Below are 17,892 nucleotides of genomic sequence, written 5' to 3'. Positions count from 1 at the left end.
GAGCGGTTTGCGTTAGAAAAGCCGCCTGGCTGCTTTCAAGGATGCCTATGCTCAGGCGGCTCTTCTTGCTTCCGATCGGCGTCATCGCGCGTACGTTTGTTTTTTTTACCGTCCAGATGAAAGACCATAAACATGGCGCTTATGAGCACCCACATCAAAAACACCACAATGATGAGCTGCTCGGAATGCATTAATTCCATGATCGAAGCAGGCATACGGATAGTCTCCTAATTCATAAATTCGGCGGAACCCGTTACAGAAGAGAGTTTCAGATGGAGCATACCCGGATAACTTTGCTCCTTGGTTTTGTGTTTCTCCCGCTGATAGTTATTCAACACCCGGTCTAATTCCTGCGATTTTCGTAAAACCCTGGAATCGGAAAATCCGTGCTCCCCGGCCAGCCGCATCATTTCTCTGCGAATTTCCTCAATATGTTGATGAATGGTATCCATCTTCATACTCTCCTATTGGTCATATGTAAAACCTGACTCCAACACTCTTCTTGTCATATTTTACATCCTTCTGTTAAATTATAGGATTTCTTCCGAATGACATTACTCTTTCTTTTCTTTGCCAGTTCCTTCTCCCATAAAAAAAAGACACTCCCGGAAAACCGGGAATGTCTCACTGCCGCTATTCTTTTCATCTGCCGGATTAATTTCCCCAGCCATGCCCCAATTGTACGATCTTATGTACTTGCGTCTGCGGTTGCGCTGAGAATCCCGTACTTGGAGCCAGAACAGCGATTGCCACACTTGACAGCACGAGCAAAACCGATAGTTTTCTTTTCATCCTAATCGCACCTCATTCACTAAATGTTTGAATTCGTTCTTTTCTTCGACACTTGCCAAATGCCTAAATCTTTCAAAAAGCGCCATAGATTGAATAATATTTCTCTCACTATTTATTCTAACAGAAAATTCCAATCCGTGCAGTATAAACTTTATACCTTCTCTACGATTTCTAGTCAAATGATAAGCCGCCAAATCGCTCAAAAACCGGGCGTACCGCTCTTTCATAACGGGCTTGTTATATTCGCCGAATTCGGATTGGTAGGTTTGATAAGGAAGATGCGAGGAAAAACGCTGCAGAATGCCGTCGATTTCATACCCGTAACGATTGGCGGTTTGTACGATTTTGCACAGTGCCGTGAAAATATCGTCCTCGCGGGAGGCGATACAGTTTATGTATTCGGGCAGAACCGTGAGGTCTCCCGACATGATTCGATACAAGTAGGTGTTCGCTACCGCCCATCCCCTGAACTGTTCGACAATGCGTTGTTCCTCATCCGATTCATTCCGGACCCAGTCCGGTGCCGCATACAACGAAACGTAATGCAGCGCCTGATCGAACCTCCCCCGCTCCTCGCATACCACGGAACGGATCAAGAGGGCCTGCAGAATGTAATAGCAAAGCGGGCGCTTGGGCCGTCTCGTGTTCTCCCCGCCGCGCTCCGAAGCCGGTTCGAGCCGGTACTGAATGGTCGCAATCCGGTGCATTTCTTTAGCCAGCTCATCGACCTTCTCCCATTCGTAAAGCGTCCCGAATACATAGGCCAATTGATTAAGCGCATCCAGCTGATCCGCCACGTCCAGCCTCGACACGTAGTTTTCAAATAAAGTCGCCGCCCGTAAATTAGCCCGCAAATCGTCTCCGAGCGCAAGGGTAAACAGCCGGTACTGACAAAGCGCCAGTCTTTCGGAATGCTGGTACTTCTCGCTTTCGGCGATAGACTCGTACAAAAGCACGGCCGCCTCTTTTCTGCCCTCCGAATGAAATTGCTCGGCTGTCTCGAATAACAAGGGAAGATAAGAGAGGTTTTCCAGCATCAGCCGTACAACCCGCAGAAGGCAGTCTAGTTTGCCGAGCTCCGCACAGCGGTGGATAAGCGGCCCCAACCTGCGCCAATCCGGATTGGAATGAAAAAAACACTCTTCAATGTATAAGTCATAGAAATGGCCTTCGCCAAGCCCCATTCCGGCCGTCATCCGGTCCAGCTGCTGCATGGCGATCGGACGGTTCCCGTGCAGTATAATGCTTAACGTACCGGAGTTGATGCCGGATATTTCCGCAAACTGGTTAATGGTCATCTGCCGGCGATCCAGATAGCTCTTCAATTGATTGCGAATCGACATTGTTTTTGTCTCCAAACCATCACCGCTTCCCGAAAACCACAGATTCCGTACTTGTCCCATTCACGAATCGAAGCTATTAAAATTAAGACACAGGTCAATAAAACGATAGAAGAACTGGCAAGAGAATTATCCGCCAAAACAGGCAGCCGGTATGTATACCCGTACCGCATTTACAAACTGTTCATTTTTTCCATTACATGGGAATTATACCTCAAATCTTGTGCGGGGACAATTAGATGAAGCCGTTTCGCAGACCTATTTTTCCGCGTAAAAAAGGATGCGGGCACCTGCGCAGCGGCAGTACCCGCACCCGACACTTTCCCGTGTCCTACATCATTTTAAGTATGGCGTCACGGCCGGTCATGCCCGCGTAGATCCCCATTTCCTCGGCCGTATGCGTAACGGATTCCAGCGGAGCGTCGAGCAGCTCGCCGATTGTTTTCACACCTGTGGCCCGGGCGGCGATAATCTGCCGGTCGCTCAGCCGTTCGTTCAGCAGGGCGACATCAAGTGCTCCGCACATGATATAGCCGCCCTTCCTCCGCGCTGCAACCCTCTCAAGTCTTTACCAAATTCGGACCGGTCACAAGCCGGTCACGGACTTAGAATCGTATCGATCCGGTCTGCGACCTCTCTCTGCATGCTTGGCGATACATGGCTGTAAATATCCAGGGTTACTCCTATTTTCGAATGGCCGAGACGCTCCGATATCAATTTTACGTGAATATTCTGCTCAATCAACAGGGTCGCATGGGTGTGCCTCATGGAATGAAAAGGGATATGAGGAAGTCCTGCTAGACTTACATCCTGTTTATAACGTTTGGTTAAGTTGGAAGGGTAGACCGGTTTTCCGTTGGTAAGATTAAAAATAACGAGATCCATGTCGATGAACCGGATGCCCCGTTCTTTTTTTACGCTCTCGTAATAATCCCGCTGCTTATTCAGCACATCCATTAACCGGTCCGGCAGCGAAATCGTTCTGACGCCCGCCGAAGTTTTGGCTCCGCTTTTAATCGTTTTCCCGTAGTTGGTCAGCCGCTGGTTGACGGTCAGGATTTTCTTGTCGAAATGTATATCCTTCCATCTCAGGCCGAGAATCTCGCCCTGTCTCATACCGGTAAGCAGCGCAAGAGAGTATGCACAGTGATAACGGCTGTTTCTCGTGTTCCGCAAAAACGTATTTGCCTGCTCCACGGTCCACACAGCCGCTTCTTTTCTGACTGCCCGGGGCAAAGCGACTTTTCTCATCGGATTTTGCTTCATTATTTTCAGATCGACGGCTTTATCGAGCGACTGCTTGAGTACGGATACGACGCGGTCGATCGTATTCCGGGCAAAGCCGTCTTTGTGCATATCGTTCACGAACTGCTGGCAAGTATGATCATCCAAACATTGGAGCTTGACGTGGCCGATTCTGGGTCCGATATGATTTTTCACATACAACCGGTTGTTGTAATAAGTCGTCTCCTCGCACTGAAACTTTCTGATGTGCTGAAGCCAGTAAGCGAGAAATTCGTCGATCGTCATTCGGCAGGGCTCGATATATGCCTGATCCCGGACCGCTTTCTGTAAATCGACCATGTGCTCGCCGGCTTCCCGCTTCGTCCTGAATCCCCTGCGCCTGACTTGTTTGCGTTTTCCGTCCTTGTAGTAGTCAAATACGAACTCCCACTTCTCCGTTTTGCTGTTTTTAAATATAGAGGCCATTCGAACCTCCCCGCAGTCTTTTAGCTTTAATGCCGATTCTTCCGCCATTCCTTAAGTCTCCGCCTGTTACGACGAATCACTCTTTTCCGGTTCATGTTTATGATGGTGATAAATTGTCCCATTCCGAAGGCGGTCAACAAAAGAAATAATTCGTGATTTTTATTTTATTTTTTTACTTTATATGCTATGATTTGGATGTCGCCTTACTATATCTTGGAAGAAAGGAGGAGGACCTCATGAAAATGACCGGATTTTCTATCCGTACTTGGCAGGACCAGTACTATGACGGCACCCTGGAGGAACAGGCAGTAAAGAAGACAGATGCAATCGCCAGAAAAGCGAAAAAAAGGGGAGCTTACGGTGAACATAAAAAAGACTTACACACTATTAAAAATAAATATTAAAGATATTCACAAATCAAACTACGATTTAAAATTAAGTGCCCTTGAAGAGAAAAGCTGTCAAGTCAAGCAGCAGGACTCTCCCCTCCTTCGGCAGTTACACATTATAAAGGGCTGCGAGCGGGAACGGGTGAACGAACTGATCATCGTAGAAGCTAAACATACCCCGAAAAATCTGGAGCTTCTTGCGGTTCTGATTAATGAAGGCTTCCGCTATAACGGCCGGCGGTTTGTCCGGTTCGGCAAAAGTTCGTCGCAGGCCAAGGACGGAATGACCGTATTTGTGGATCAAGCTTATTATGCCGCTCTCATGGAACGCAGCCAACTGGGGATACCGGTGAAACAGTGCGTTATTCCCAAATATGAAAGCTACCGCTGCCTGATCTTCAGCTCCTGCCAATTCTTTGAAACAGATAAGCTCCCTTACATCGTAATGGTGGACGAATATAAGAAGATTTTGCCCGCCCGGCATGTCCGTTATGCCTCCATACAGGATAAGGAGTATACGGACGCTTCAACCGGTGAAACAAAAGTGTACAAAAATCAGAAGCTGATAGAGGAAGGCTGCCATGATGTCGCTCTATCCCCTTTTGACGGATTCGGCGTTCATACCAAAGAAATGAGTGAAGCCTTCAGCCAGGCTCTAGGCTTGGACTATACCCCCGCCGGCTATCAAATCCGTCTTCCTTTTTTGAAAGGCATGAGTGTAGAGGCGCCGATCCGTGACTTTTACCGGGATCAGGGGATTACCCATGTGCAGGATATTTTCGGAAAGTCGCATCCCGTGGAGAAGATCGACTGCATCTGGAACGTTTCCATGTGGAAAGCCTACGGAATCTTCAAAGAGGAGTTTGGCGACAAAGCCTGGACCACATACCTGGAGCGGCTCCAAACGTACGGGTACCAGATCGGCCTCAGCAAGTTTACTCACCACACGAAAGACATTCCCGTCTATGCCAAGCTGAACTTTCAATATTTGCAGTGTCTCGATCTGAACAATCCCGCCTATTCCAAGCAATTTAAACAACCCGATAAGGATTACGATCTTCTCGATGAGAACAACCACGGTAAAATTATCAAGCTTTCAAGATACACCACCGATTTGTTCGAAAAAATCATCAAGGGCGACAAATTTTATACCCTCAAGTTTCTTGGCATTCACGATACAGACACCAACTCTTTGACCAGCAAATACATCCAGGCCGTTCTTATTAACGACCGGATGCTCACGGACCCTCCTTTCCGGAATCTATTAAAAAGAAAATTAAACAAAGCCATTACCCAAATGAAATACGGAAAAATTTACACCGAAGGCTTCTATCATATCATCGTCGGAGATATTATCGGTTATCTCGAATACTGCGCCGATCTTGACGTAAGAGGCTGCTTGGATGCGGGGCAGTTCTACGCTCCGTCGCTTCGAGACGGTGAATGTCTCTCTTTCAGAAGTCCGCTTGTAGATCCGTCGGAAGTGAATAAGGTGCATTTGGTCCGTAACGAGATAACAAATAAATACTTGAAATATTTTAAAGATCAAGATTTATGCATGATTAATATTCACGATCTTACGCTGCCCCAACAGGGTGGCGCCGATGAGGACGGAGACAGCTTCTTCCTCACCACGAATGAAATTCTTATCGGCAGCAAAATAGACAAGCCCATCGTGGTCGATATGGATGACAAGCAGGCGGTCACCCCGGTCGAATACAATGCGGAAAACATTCTTCATTATGAATGCAACAGCCGCGACAACCGCATCGGAGAGATTACCAATATCGCGACCGCCATTTTGAATCAGGTAACAGAAGATGAGAATTCGCGCAAAAGAAACGAGGACAACATTTCTCTTCTCCGTCTGTATCAGGGCAAAGAAATCGATTTTATCAAAACCGGGTACAGATGGACGCTCAGCAAGCATCTCCGGACTTACATGAAGAAGATTCCCTACTTCCTTCTCTATAACTATCCCAAGAAATTGGAGGTCTACAACAAAATAAGGGAAGCGAACAAAACGGCCGGCGACAACGATAAAATTCCGCTTAACGCATTCAGGTCTCCTTCCGCTTTAAACGAACTGTGCGATTACGCCGCGCAGTGGGAGCGGAAAAATCTGATCTGGGACCGCTCGGCCGGCAGCAACGGCGATCTGCTGATCGATCACGAAGTGGCGCTGACGGACCAGGAACTCATGAGACAGATCAAGCGGCTGTTAAACCGCTTCAAGACCGATCTCAGGAACGCTATCGCCGAGGAAGAAGATTTGGGCCGGATAATGGATTCTTATCACGAGGAGATTCGCAACATCCCGGTTGAGCAGCAGCTCCTTGCCAATTATTTTATCAAGGTCTCCTATCGGACGGTGATGGAAGACAAAATTTTATGCTGGTCGGTTTTCGGTGATATCATGCTGGAAAATTTAAAACGAAACACTCCGGATGGCAGGCGAAGTACGATTATTAAAGCCGATCCCACCGAAGAAGGGGCCTACGAGTTCCTTGGCAAGTATTACAAATTGATAGAAGAATAGAGGACGATCCGATGTTTCTTAACGAGCTTCTGGAAGATTACGCCGCTTCCTCTCATAAGGAAGAGCTTGCCCGTGAATTTATCCGCCTTCTGTGGCAAAGCGGCTGCACCTCAAAAAATTATTCCAGGTTTTACACCTTTAAAGTAGATGCTTCCCTGCTTGGGAAGTGTCCGGATCTGGCGGATTTGTTCTCGGAATACAACCGGACTCTTTATACAGTGGCCAAAAGCTACTATAAAGGCAGTCTGGAACCTGTCGATTACATCCGCATCCATGTGAATAATGTATATGCGCGGCTCTGCGATCCCGATGTTTATTATGATAAAACCTACTATGCCTGTCTGCAGACCCCCAAGAAAGAATATTACAAAGCCGTTCAGAAACTGAAAGACGATGAAAATGTAGACGCTGAAACCATCCGGGATAATATACGCAGGGAATTAGCGGCGGCTGAGCGTATCCGTAAGCAATGCCTGGAGAATAAACTGGAGCTGTCCTGGGCGGAATATAAAGAACTTATTAACGGGTTTATCCGGCGCATTATGGACAACTATGTAACTATAGAAGAATATGAATCCAGGCACGGTTGGGAAATAAAAGCTTCCATAGACGGGTGGAGTGAAGATAACTATGCGATCAAATACTTTTGCAGGTGCCTGACGGGATACATGCTGAACTATATCCGTGACCGCAGGCCGAAGCCCTTGAAGAGGAAACCCTGTATCGTTTGCAGTGAAGAGTTCATCTATAAGAGCAGCAAAAAGCAGTACTGCGATCCTTGCAAACGAGGCAAGCAGCTTCAGTGGCAGACGCAGAGCATGAATCGAAAAAGAAAGAAGTGAAGTCGTTATCCGGTATTTATCAGAATGGGAATAAAATAAATAATTACAATAATACACCTAAATGGACGGGTGTATTTTTGTTTTCAAGAAGCTCTCCCGCTTCCCTTTATGTATTCCCGATTCCTTTAAAGTTCGCCGGCACTTCGAAAGGAAGGTGATTCCCCTCTTGCAGCAACAAACTATCATGTACATGGAGTAGAGCTATCTAATGGACAATCGTCTCGGTATTTTTTTAGGAAAACCTGTTGATGTGCTGGGTCTGCCTATCCACTCTCCCACGATCCATGAAATCGCCGAATTGGGCGAAGTTGCTTACAACATCTATTTGACGCTTGCCACTTTTAACAAAGAAAACGTGCTGAAATACCTGCTACGGATGCCCGAGCCAAACGTTGAGCTTCTGCAGCAGGCGGATGCCTTCGAACTGTTGACGGCCTCCGTTCCCATTCGTAATGAGATCGCCAAAGCGCTCTCCTTCTTTACGAAACAACCGATTGTTTTCGATGAAGAGAGAAGCGGATTCTACGGAACAAACGATACCTCGGTCAACCGAAAGAACTATAAAAATTTCATTTCGGTTATTCAGGAGACCAACGGAATTTCGGATCAGGATAAGCAGACGGTTTCATTCAAAAACGACAAAGCCAAAAAGATGTACAACAAGCTGCAAAAATTGAGAGATCAGTACAAGAAAACAAACACATCCGATTCGCTGGGTCTCAAAGACATTCTGTCCATCCTCTGCAATGCCGACGGAAACGGGATCCATATTTTCAACGTCAGCCAGCTGACCATTTACCAGGTTTACGAACAATTTGAACGTTTAAACCTTAAGGAACAGCATACCCGCCTGCTCCGGGTGTGGGCTAACGGTTATCTGGGCAAAGACGAGCAGCTGCCCGAATGGCTAGTAAAAAGCCGTTTATAACCCCGCTAGAAAGACTATCCCAAAAAAACAAACAACCACAATCTTAGGAGGATTTACTATTATGGCACTTAATCTCGGACGTTACGGATCCAGAGAAATCATGGATCTTCAAATTTTCAACTTTGCGACGAAAGCCCCGCTTCTCTCAATGGACTACGCCACTTCCGCCCAGACGGAAAACACAGCCGCTACGGTGTACGCACGCGGCGGTGCCGGCAATGCCCGCCGCATCGCATGGCACGGTGACAAAGAAACCAAAGTCACGATCGAAACCAAGATCTTCACGATGCAGCAGCTTGCCATGCTGGCCGGCGAAGATATCGTATCGGGCTCTCATGAAATTTACAAACGTGAAGTGCTGAAAGTCGAAGACGACGGCACAGGCAAGAAACAAATCAAGCTGAGCAAGACTCCAGTGGGCACCAATAAAGACGTAGCCGTATTCGAATACGTCAACGGCGTGCTCGGCAAAGGTCAGGACGTAGAAACCGTTACGACGAATACGCTGAAGCTTGCCGCTTCGGCCAGTGTCGCCATTGGTGCGGAAGTCGAAGTTTACTACCGTCAGCTGGCTACGGACGCGCACAAGCTGTCCTTTACCGCCAAAGGATTCCCTCCGTATGTGCTTCTGGTCGGCGACACCGTGTATGCGGATGAAGTTTCCGGCGAAATGGTCTCCGCTCAGCTTCAGTACTTCAAAGCGAAGCTTCAGCCTAACTTCACCATCACGAACTCCCCTACCGGCGACCCGAGCAGCTTGACGCTTGTATTCGACGTGTTCCCGGTTAAAGTGAACGGCGTAGATACTCTATACGACATGATCGTGCACGAAGATTAAGAACAGACCGGACAGAGGGCTTCCCTCTGTCCTTTTTTTAAATAACGAGCTTGAGGGACTTGGATAGCGGGTTCTTGAATCCGATTATTTAACCGATAAGGAGAGCTGTGCCATTATGACCAAGAAAGAAAAGAACTTGTCCTTGCCGCAGGTCAAACGACAGAACAACCAGGTTTATAAAGACAAAAAACGAATCGTGCTGGATCAATCCAAGCTTGACCTGGATGTTGTTTTTCGGCCGTCCAAGGTCAATGAATTAACGGCCGAATTTATCGGCCTTATGCAGCAGGCCATGAAAGAAGCCAAACCTTTTGACGCGGGTGCCGCAATGGGACTTACGGTTGCGCTTGTCATCCGGCATTTTACTTCCATTGAGACCAACGCCAAGACCTACGAAGAGCATCTGGATATGCTTCGTCAGCTCAAAGACGCCAATTACTTGGATACCATTATGGATGCTTTCGAACTTTCCGAGGTAGAGCGCGTATTCGAGGAAATACAGCGCAGCATCACAAGCTTGACGGCAGAAGTGGATGCATCTTTGCAAAAAGACTTCGCAGCCGATTCCCCCGCGGGAGGCCAAGCCGATGCCTAGATATGAGCTTTCGCCCAATATGGTGATGAACCTGTTGAAGTTTTTGAACAAAACTCCTCTGGAAGGCTTCGATCAGCAGGATGCCATGTATGAGATCAGGACAGTCCTGCATCAGCCTTTGGATGAGTCTGTTTCCGATTCGGCCGAAACGGCCGGGAAATGACGGAAAACACAATCGGGGCTTAACAATCTTTAGAAAGGAGTGACGAAATGAACAATTTAAATATCGTAACCGTGCTCTCAGTAGATCCGGATAAATCCTTAGCTGAAATTAACCGAATGATTAAAGTCATTCAGGAGAAATCTTCTCTCCAAACTTTGAAAGTTAAGATCGAACTTGCCGAGGATAAAGAACAGACGAAGAGTTTTGCGGAAAAGTTCAAGGAGAAATTTACAAGCATATTTAAAACCCTAGCGGGCTCGGAACCTCTGGAAGCCGCGTTTTTATTTTTAAAAGCGGGTATAACCTACGTTAATGATCTTAACAAATCGCTGACTCAGCTATCCATGGTCTTTAATGAAAGCCAGAGAGACGTACAGAAATACGGAGACCGCATACAATCCCTTGGACAAAAAATGAGCGTGAGCTCCACAGATGTTGCTAAAGTAGCCGTCGAATACGCCAGACAAGGGCTAAGCCAGCAGGAAATGTTTAAACAAACGGAAAATGCCATTCGATTTGCCAAAATTTCTAATCTGGATTACGCGGCATCCACCAAAATATTATCAACCGCTGTGGCGGCGATGAACGTGGATATGGTGCGTGCTTCAGACGTGTTAACCTACTTGGGCGACGCCAGTTCATCTTCAGCCGGTGAAATCAGTGAAGCCATGCAAATTATAGGCGGATCTGCCGGAGATATCGGGATTAACTTTGAAAAAGTTGGTTCCTGGGTAACCGCTGTTTCCTCTAAAACAAAAGATTCTGCTTCTTCCATCGGTAATTCAGTCAAAACAATTCTGAGCAGAATGCAGTCGCTCAAAAAAACCGGCTACGATAAAGAAGATAATACTCAGCTTTACCAAGTGACGAAGGCACTAGCCGACGTTAACGTTAAACTGACGGATAACAAAGGGAATTTCCGGAATTTCGGAGACGTCATGGACGAACTTGGGGGCAAATGGGAAGGACTCACGGCCAAGCAGAAATCGTATGTCGCGGCTACCGTTGCCGGTACTAGCCAACAAGCAGGATTTATTAGCTTGATGGAAAGCTATGGAGACAGCCTCCAGTATTATAAAGGTGCTTTAAATTCGGCAGGCATTACCCAGCGTCAGTTTTCCCAGTGGCAGGAAGGCAGCGAAGCCGCTGTTAACCGATTTAAGGTTGCACTGGAAGGACTGTGGCAAAATTCTTTCCAGTCCGAGTCGATTGTGACCTTCATGAATGTCATGGCTTTAGGGATAAATATACTAAGTTCTTTCGTGGATTTAGTAGGACCTATTCCCCTGTTGTTGGGCGGTTTTTCGGCTGCCGTACTCATGCTTAATTCGAGTTTTAGGACAGCTGCCGTTCAAGGAACTTTTTTTACAGGTGTTTTAGGGAGTATGTCTGCCGCTCTTGATATTGCCAAAGTGGCAATAAGGAGTTTTGCGGCCTCAACCCTTATCGGCATTGGGGTAGCAGCTTTAAGCGTCGTTGTGGAGAAATTGATTTCAGGACTCTTCTCATTAAGCGAAGAAACAAAAAACTTCTCGGATGAATACAATAAATCCGCTAACGCTATTGATTCCAATATTTCATCGTTGTCCGGATTAAGTGCGGAATACGACAAACTAAGTTCTAAGGCTGAACTTACCGCTGCCGAGAAAGAAAGACTCCACAAGATCGAAACGGATCTGGTTAATGTATACGGAGTTTCTGCAACCGGTATAGATGCTCAAGGTGTTGCATACTCCAACAGCACCACTTTAATTAAAGAGCGGATTGAAGAATTAAAAAGACAAAAAGAAGCGGAAGCTCAAATTTTAAGAAATCAGGTCGAAGGCAACGGGAACTCGATTCGTAAAAACGTTAAAGAATCCATCAAAAAAAAAGACACCGCTGCGGAAAAAATTTCCGAATATCAAACATACATTAAAAACACAGAAGAGCAGATTGTTTCAAAATCATCCTCCGGCAATTTTTCATCCAGAGAAATTGAGAATCTCAAAGAAAATTTAAAATACTATAAATCTCATCTGGCGTATTGGATGGAAAGTTCAGAGAACGCCAGCCAGGAACTTAAGAAAAACTCCGCCGATGTATTTCAAGCTCTATCTAATCAAATCAATGATTCCGGCGGAACCCTGACAGACGAGTCCCGACAAGTCGCTGCTCAAGTGGCTAAAGCACTCTCCTTTTCCGATATCGATCCGTCTGAAAGCTTTAAATCCATGGATAATGTAATTGCCCAGATGTCCAGCACCGGTGGACTCGACAGCTTAATTAAACGGTATAAAGAGTTAAAAGATCAGTTAAAAGACGATCCGAATAACACCAAACTGAAAGCCGATCTTGAAGCTACATCTAAGTCTATCAATGATTCGATTGGACAGCTAACTTCTTTAAATGGCGTATCAAAAGAAGGCACGACCGTTTTAGCTGATTTCAAAACAAACTTTGCTAAGACATTCTCTTCGATGGCTCAAAACGGCGCCGTTTTAGACCGGCAAGGTTCGGGCTTTAAAGACCTCTCCGAGCTTACCAAAAAGGCGAAGGAAGAACTCGGGCCCCTTAACCAGCTAATAAGCGACGTCAAAGACAAACAAGTGTATTCTGCCGATGCGATAGCCGAACTTATTATCAAATATCCCGAATTAAGCGGGCATATCATCAAAACAGCAAACGGATACACTATTGAGATGGATGCTCTCGAGGCACTACGGAAAAAGAAAGCAGAGAAAGCAATCAGCGATCTGGAGCAGGAAAAAAAATCATCCGCGGCAGCACTGCATAACTCCCTGCTTCGTCTTCAAGCTTATGGGATCGAAGCCAGCGGGATACAATCGATTGAAGACGCAAAGAAAAAAAAAGCGGAGCTTATTGAAACCAAGCAAAAGTTTAACACTCCCAGTAAGGGTATATGGGGAGCTATAAAGCAAGGCTATGTTGATGCTGTAGTCAATCCTAAATTCGATGGAGCTATAAATGCTTATGAAAGCTACATCACTATTAATGAACAAATAGAAGCATTAAAGAAGCTCATCAACTCCCCTTCTTTCGGGGTATCCGGCAAAAACAAGAGCAGCGGAAGTTCCTCCGCCTCCTCCCCCGCCAAGCAAGAAGAAGCGCTTAAAGACGCTCTGGAAGAGAAAGATAGGACCAAGGAGCTTATCACCACGTTCAATCAGGAACACGAAGCGCGCAAACGCGTCAATGACCAGATCGAACGGAAGATCAAGCTGCATGAACAGAACAAGAACTATAACGATGCGATTGCGGAAACCACCCGCCTCTACGAGTCCCAGAAGAAATCGTTGGAAGAGCTTAATGCGGCGAACGATAAGATGCGCGGACAAGCCGATACCGTCCGCACGGAAGGGGCACGCTTTAACAAAAGCTCCTTGAGCAACCAGGATTACTTCGATACGTGGTTCGACCCCAATAACGAGGGAACGAAGTCATTCTCCGATGTGATGGAATCGTATGAAGTCCGCTCCCAGCAAGTACACGATGCCAAGGGAAGGTCCAACGAGTCGAAGAACAAGGAACTTGAACAGATCAAGCAGGAACAGGACGAAGTGCAGCGCTTGTTCGATAAGCTTCAAATGCTCAAGAACGCATACAACGCCAACGGTGACAAAATTAACGAGATGACGGAAGCCCTGAACAATTCGTACGACTCCCTCCTTCGTCTGCGCAAAGACGGTCTCAGCTACTCGCTCGGGCATCTCGACAGTTCCATTGAAAAGATTAAGAACAGTATGGGAACCCATCTGGAGACCGGTGAAAATTACCGCAGGGACTTAAGCAACGAGCTTCTGCTTGCCAATGAAAAAAAATTAAAAATCGACGCGGAGTTAAAGAATTCCCGCGACAACATCAACTCCGGCAAGCTGACTCCCGAACAGATTCAGAAGGAAAAAGACCTCATCCAAGAAAACGAAAAGCTGGCGATGAACATATCGAACGAGATCAGCGAAGCGGCTTACAAAAGAGCACAGAGTACCGTTAAAGAAGCGGCGCTGGAGGTTCAGAAATATTCGGACATGCTGGACGTTTCCAAGAAACGCATGGAAGCTTTGGAAGAAGGAACGGCGGATTACAGCAAAGAGATGATCAACCAGGGAACGATTATCCAGAGCAAGATTGCTGCGGAGAAGCAGGTGCAGCTCACCCTTGAGGAACAGATGAAAACCGCCGGTTTGACGGAGGTTCAGTGGGAGGATTTCAACAAACAGCTGCAAACCTCCATCAAGAATCAGCTCGATCTTGAGATCGCCTTGAACAGCACAAGCCAAGGTCTTAAAGCTCAGGCGGGCAAGCTGGCCGATGAAGTCATCAGCTTTTACAAAGAGATGTACGGCAAACAAAAAGAAGTCGCCCTGGACGGAATTGAGAAAGAAAGCAAGGCACTGGAAAAAGCTCATAAAGAAAAAATGAGCATGCTGGATGAAGAAATGCGCAAGCATGAGGATCTGATCAATGCGCAGCTCAAAGCCATCGACGATAAAGCCAGTCTGGATGACTATAACAAACAGCTTGGCAAGCTGACCTCGGAAAAAAACGCCTTAATTAATGAGATTAAGAAGCGTGCACTGAATACGACCGTTGAAGGCAAAGCCAAGGTCGCCGAGCTGGAAAAACAACTGGCTGATAAAACGGCCGAAATCGAAGATTTAACGACCAATCGCGACCGGGAGCAGCAGAAGAAAAGTCTTCAGGAACAGCTAGATAACAAAAAGAAATACATTGATGAAGAAACTCAGCTCGAAAACAAGAAATTCGAGGAAGAAAAAGACAAGCTGGATGATAGAAAAGAGGCCGAGGAGAAGCGCTACGAGGAGCAAATCAATAACGAGAAGAAATTCGCCCAGATTCGTTCGGATATCCTGAAAGGAAATATTGCGGAAGCGACTAAGGAGCTTAATGCTTTCAGCGCCTTCATCAACGGCAATATGACGACGATCGGTGTTAACATTTCGGATAATCTCCTCAGCAAAATCACTCAGTTTTCGACGGATTTGCAAACAACTTCCGAAACCATGGCTTCCACTTTTATGCAAACATCTGCCAGTATCGAAAACAATCTCATCAAGCAGCTCGACGTTCTGATCGGGAAGCTTAAAGAGGTCGAGAAGCTGAGTTATAAGCCTACCATCTCCTCCCCGCTCTCGGTAGACGAGATTCTTAAAAATATGCAGAGCAACAGCGAAGCTTATAACAAGACAACTGACGCCTCGAAAAAGGAAGGGTACCATCAGGCCAACCAGGTATATATGGAGGAGTTGCGTCGCAGAGGAATTAACATCCAATACAATCCCGCGACGGGAACCTACGTAACTCCGGGTGGAGTGGATCTTTACAATTATCGAAACCCGTTCAATATGCCGGATAAGATTTTTGATAAATATTTGAAAAATAAAGAAATCTACGAAAATCCCCAGTCATCCGATCGGCAAAGGTTCGATGCCGCAAAGGAGAATGCTGACTTACGAGAAGAATACAAGATCAAATCCGATGACTATACACATGCGGAGCTTGAAGCAGCCGCCCGTTTTGACACGGGGGGAATGACCCCTTCCTTCGGCACGGGGCCCAAAGTAGCGCTGCTGGACCAGAAGGAAATCGTTCTGGCTCAATCGGATACGTCGAACCTTTTGAAAGTAGTCGATCTGACCCGCTCCATTATCGACGGAGTGAAGTCGTTCGACTTCGGCAGGTTGAATCCTTTTGCCCTCGCGACCGCGTCGAATACCAACACCAGCATCCAAAAGGTGGAGATCACCATTCCGGCCGATGTGAAGGAACCGGGCGCCGGCAAACGGTTTGCGCTTGACTTTATCAACGGACTTGAAGCGAGAGGAGTTCGGATCCAGACATGAAGGAAGCGATGCACTTTTATTTCGACGGCCTCTACTCGGTCGATATGGGACTCATTAACTGTGGCATGGATACCGGTTTTTACGAAGAAACGTTTCTAGCCGAGCGTTCCCTGCAGGAAGACAGCGTCCGCGGACGGGCACATCCTTATTTTCAAGGTGTTTCCTCTTCTCCATTGACGTTCGATCTGACGTTCGCATTTGAAAACCGCTATGACGAAGAACAGCTTCGCAAAGTCGCCCGTTGGCTGAACGTGGACTATTACAAGCCGTTTTATACGGAAGCCAATCCCGAGCATATTTATTACTGCATGCCGGTTTCCGGCTCCCAGCTTCTTCACAACGGGGCCAATCAAGGCTATATCCGCCTGACGATGAGATGCGACGGGCCTTACGCCTACTCCCCCAAGTACACTTCAAGGCTCTACGAATGGGATGAATCGCCGATTCGGATCGAACAGTCTGCATTTAAGCAGGGAACCTTGAACGGAGTTATCCTCAATCAACTGGACAAAATTATACTCGATCCCCGAAAAAGAACGTGGGCCTCAGTACCCGCCAACAAAAGATGGATCGATTAAGGAGGTGCTTGAATGTCCACTTTTACTCAACATTTGCAGCTCATTAGACCGGAGCTGACTGACGAACAGCATCAAACCATTCTGGACCTCGCGGAAAATTTTCGCATCCTTGATGAAGCGAGCGAGAAAGCTGCCGATACGATTCCGGTAAGCGGGATTTACAAGAAAGGCCACCGCATTTGGAATACCGACCTCAAGGCCGGAGGTTATGCCGGGTGGATCAATCTCCGCTTCGGAGAGGCGGCGCCCGCATGGCAAAGCTTCCGCCGATACCGGGCGGGCGATCTTGTCGTTCCCGCCGTGGATAACGGGCACTATTACAAGTGCACTCATCCCGGGACCAGCGGCGTTCACGAGCCGTCATTTCCCGTGACCGCGCAGGGGACCGTCGATGATACCCAAAACTCGACGACCTGGGCACCCGCCAAAAACTATGCCCACCATGATATCGTCGTTCCCAAAGTGCCCAACGGGTACTTTTTTGTTTGCACGATAGCGGGGCTTTCTTTTAATTTCGAACCGAACTGGATTGCCAGCGAGGGAGCGGCAACGGTCGACAACAACGTCACCTGGATCGCCTACCCCATTGCAACTTGGGAAGAACAGGGGACTCCCTGCCAATTCCGCCCTTTCGGAAAAATCGAGTAGGTGATGATTATATGGCGACATGGCTTGATGTAGCAGGCTTTACCGGATATTACGAATCCGAGGAATTGCCCATACAGCTCGACGGCAACGGGGCATTAACGAAGCTCACCTGGAGCGCGGACGAGCCGCCGGGGACCTCCGTGACCTTGTATACGAATGTATCCATGAACGGAGGCGTCTCCTGGTCGGGCTGGAAGGCTGCCGTCAACGGGGGATCCATTCCGGATATTTACACACATTCGCAGCTGACCGATGCGCGGGTTAAGTTCCGTTTCTTCCTGAAAACGGACGACCGGGCCGTCAGCCCCGTTATTCGGGAAATCGGCTTTCTGCTGGAGCCGGTTATCGAAATCGAGAACAAGGGCGATCTCACTATCCGACCCGAGATCTGGATTACGAAGGACGGCTCCGGTGACTTTTCCATTATCAACACGTCTCAGCACAACAGGGAATTTAAGTTTACAAGCCTCCTGGATCAGGAAGAGCTGTACATTCACGGCGACAGGGAGCAGATTGAAACGAGCATCCCCCTTAAATACCGGTACGCCAATTTTAACGACCAATATTTAGAGCTGCCTTACGGAATCAATATTCTTAAAATCAACGGAAACGGGAAGCTGCAGTTCAGATACGAATTTAAAAGGCTGCAGGCTTAAGGAGGTGAAC

Annotated in this window: 15 protein-coding genes and 1 pseudogene; 11 read left to right on the top strand and 5 right to left on the bottom strand. The window is 47.3% G+C overall.

The genetic code is table 11. The annotated features are described in order from the left end of the window. Positions 1 to 35: 35 nt before the first annotated feature. The 5 genes and pseudogenes from C4S74_RS07800 to C4S74_RS07780 form a co-directional block, all read right to left on the bottom strand. Complete coding sequence (locus C4S74_RS07800; protein WP_103994769.1) at positions 36 to 215, bottom strand: hypothetical protein; 180 nt, start codon at positions 213 to 215, stop codon at positions 36 to 38. Between the two features lie 12 nt (positions 216 to 227). Continuing rightward, complete coding sequence (locus C4S74_RS07795; RefSeq protein ID WP_103994768.1) at positions 228 to 452, bottom strand: aspartyl-phosphate phosphatase Spo0E family protein; 225 nt, start codon at positions 450 to 452, stop codon at positions 228 to 230. A gap of 336 nt (positions 453 to 788) precedes the next feature. Beyond that, on the bottom strand, positions 789 to 2,090 hold the full coding sequence (locus C4S74_RS07790) for a transcriptional regulator (RefSeq protein WP_103994833.1): 1,302 nt from the start codon (positions 2,088 to 2,090) through the stop codon (positions 789 to 791). A 373-nt stretch (positions 2,091 to 2,463) separates the two neighbouring features. Further along, a pseudogene (locus C4S74_RS07785) lies at positions 2,464 to 2,670 on the bottom strand (YunC family protein); the annotation flags it as partial. A 59-nt stretch (positions 2,671 to 2,729) separates the two neighbouring features. Further along, the gene (locus C4S74_RS07780) at positions 2,730 to 3,842 is read right to left on the bottom strand and encodes a tyrosine-type recombinase/integrase (RefSeq protein WP_103994766.1); all 1,113 of its coding nucleotides are present in this window, start codon (positions 3,840 to 3,842) and stop codon (positions 2,730 to 2,732) included. Between the two features lie 236 nt (positions 3,843 to 4,078). On the opposite strand from C4S74_RS07780, the gene C4S74_RS26455 reads away from it, so the two are divergent. From C4S74_RS26455 to C4S74_RS07735, 11 genes are all read left to right on the top strand, one after another. Then, positions 4,079 to 4,246 (top strand): hypothetical protein, encoded by a 168-nt coding sequence (locus C4S74_RS26455; protein WP_181024341.1) that lies wholly within the window; start codon positions 4,079 to 4,081, stop codon positions 4,244 to 4,246. Between the two features lie 127 nt (positions 4,247 to 4,373). Continuing rightward, positions 4,374 to 6,770 (top strand): hypothetical protein, encoded by a 2,397-nt coding sequence (locus C4S74_RS07775; protein WP_181024340.1) that lies wholly within the window; start codon positions 4,374 to 4,376, stop codon positions 6,768 to 6,770. Between the two features lie 11 nt (positions 6,771 to 6,781). Next, on the top strand, positions 6,782 to 7,612 hold the full coding sequence (locus C4S74_RS07770) for a hypothetical protein (RefSeq protein ID WP_103994764.1): 831 nt from the start codon (positions 6,782 to 6,784) through the stop codon (positions 7,610 to 7,612). A 208-nt stretch (positions 7,613 to 7,820) separates the two neighbouring features. Continuing rightward, positions 7,821 to 8,540, top strand: coding sequence for a hypothetical protein (locus C4S74_RS07765; RefSeq protein ID WP_103994763.1), 720 nt, complete (start codon positions 7,821 to 7,823; stop codon positions 8,538 to 8,540). A gap of 61 nt (positions 8,541 to 8,601) precedes the next feature. Next, positions 8,602 to 9,378, top strand: a complete 777-nt coding sequence (locus tag C4S74_RS07760) for a hypothetical protein (protein ID WP_103994762.1) — start codon at positions 8,602 to 8,604, stop codon at positions 9,376 to 9,378. A 115-nt stretch (positions 9,379 to 9,493) separates the two neighbouring features. Next, positions 9,494 to 9,973 carry a hypothetical protein gene (locus C4S74_RS07755; RefSeq protein WP_103994761.1) on the top strand — a complete coding sequence of 160 codons (480 nt, stop codon included), beginning with the start codon at positions 9,494 to 9,496 and terminating at the stop codon, positions 9,971 to 9,973. Then, complete coding sequence (locus tag C4S74_RS26450) at positions 9,966 to 10,136, top strand: hypothetical protein (protein ID WP_181024339.1); 171 nt, start codon at positions 9,966 to 9,968, stop codon at positions 10,134 to 10,136. The genes C4S74_RS07755 and C4S74_RS26450 overlap by 8 nt, the downstream gene beginning before the upstream one ends. Before the next feature lie 47 nt (positions 10,137 to 10,183). After that, the gene (locus tag C4S74_RS07750; RefSeq protein WP_103994760.1) at positions 10,184 to 16,000 is read left to right on the top strand and encodes a phage tail tape measure protein; all 5,817 of its coding nucleotides are present in this window, start codon (positions 10,184 to 10,186) and stop codon (positions 15,998 to 16,000) included. Continuing rightward, entirely contained in the window at positions 15,997 to 16,578 is a 582-nt protein-coding gene (locus C4S74_RS07745) for a phage tail domain-containing protein (RefSeq protein ID WP_103994759.1), read from the top strand. The genes C4S74_RS07750 and C4S74_RS07745 overlap by 4 nt, the downstream gene beginning before the upstream one ends. A 12-nt stretch (positions 16,579 to 16,590) precedes the next feature. Beyond that, entirely contained in the window at positions 16,591 to 17,226 is a 636-nt protein-coding gene (locus tag C4S74_RS07740; protein WP_103994758.1) for a hypothetical protein, read from the top strand. An 11-nt stretch (positions 17,227 to 17,237) separates the two neighbouring features. Next, complete coding sequence (locus C4S74_RS07735; RefSeq protein ID WP_103994757.1) at positions 17,238 to 17,882, top strand: phage tail domain-containing protein; 645 nt, start codon at positions 17,238 to 17,240, stop codon at positions 17,880 to 17,882. Positions 17,883 to 17,892 lie beyond the last annotated feature (10 nt).

It is taken from the genome of Paenibacillus sp. UNC499MF, from assembly GCF_900107975.1.
GTDB lineage: Bacteria > Bacillota > Bacilli > Paenibacillales > NBRC-103111 > Paenibacillus_F.
This window is presented reverse-complemented; position numbering and strand designations above follow the sequence as displayed.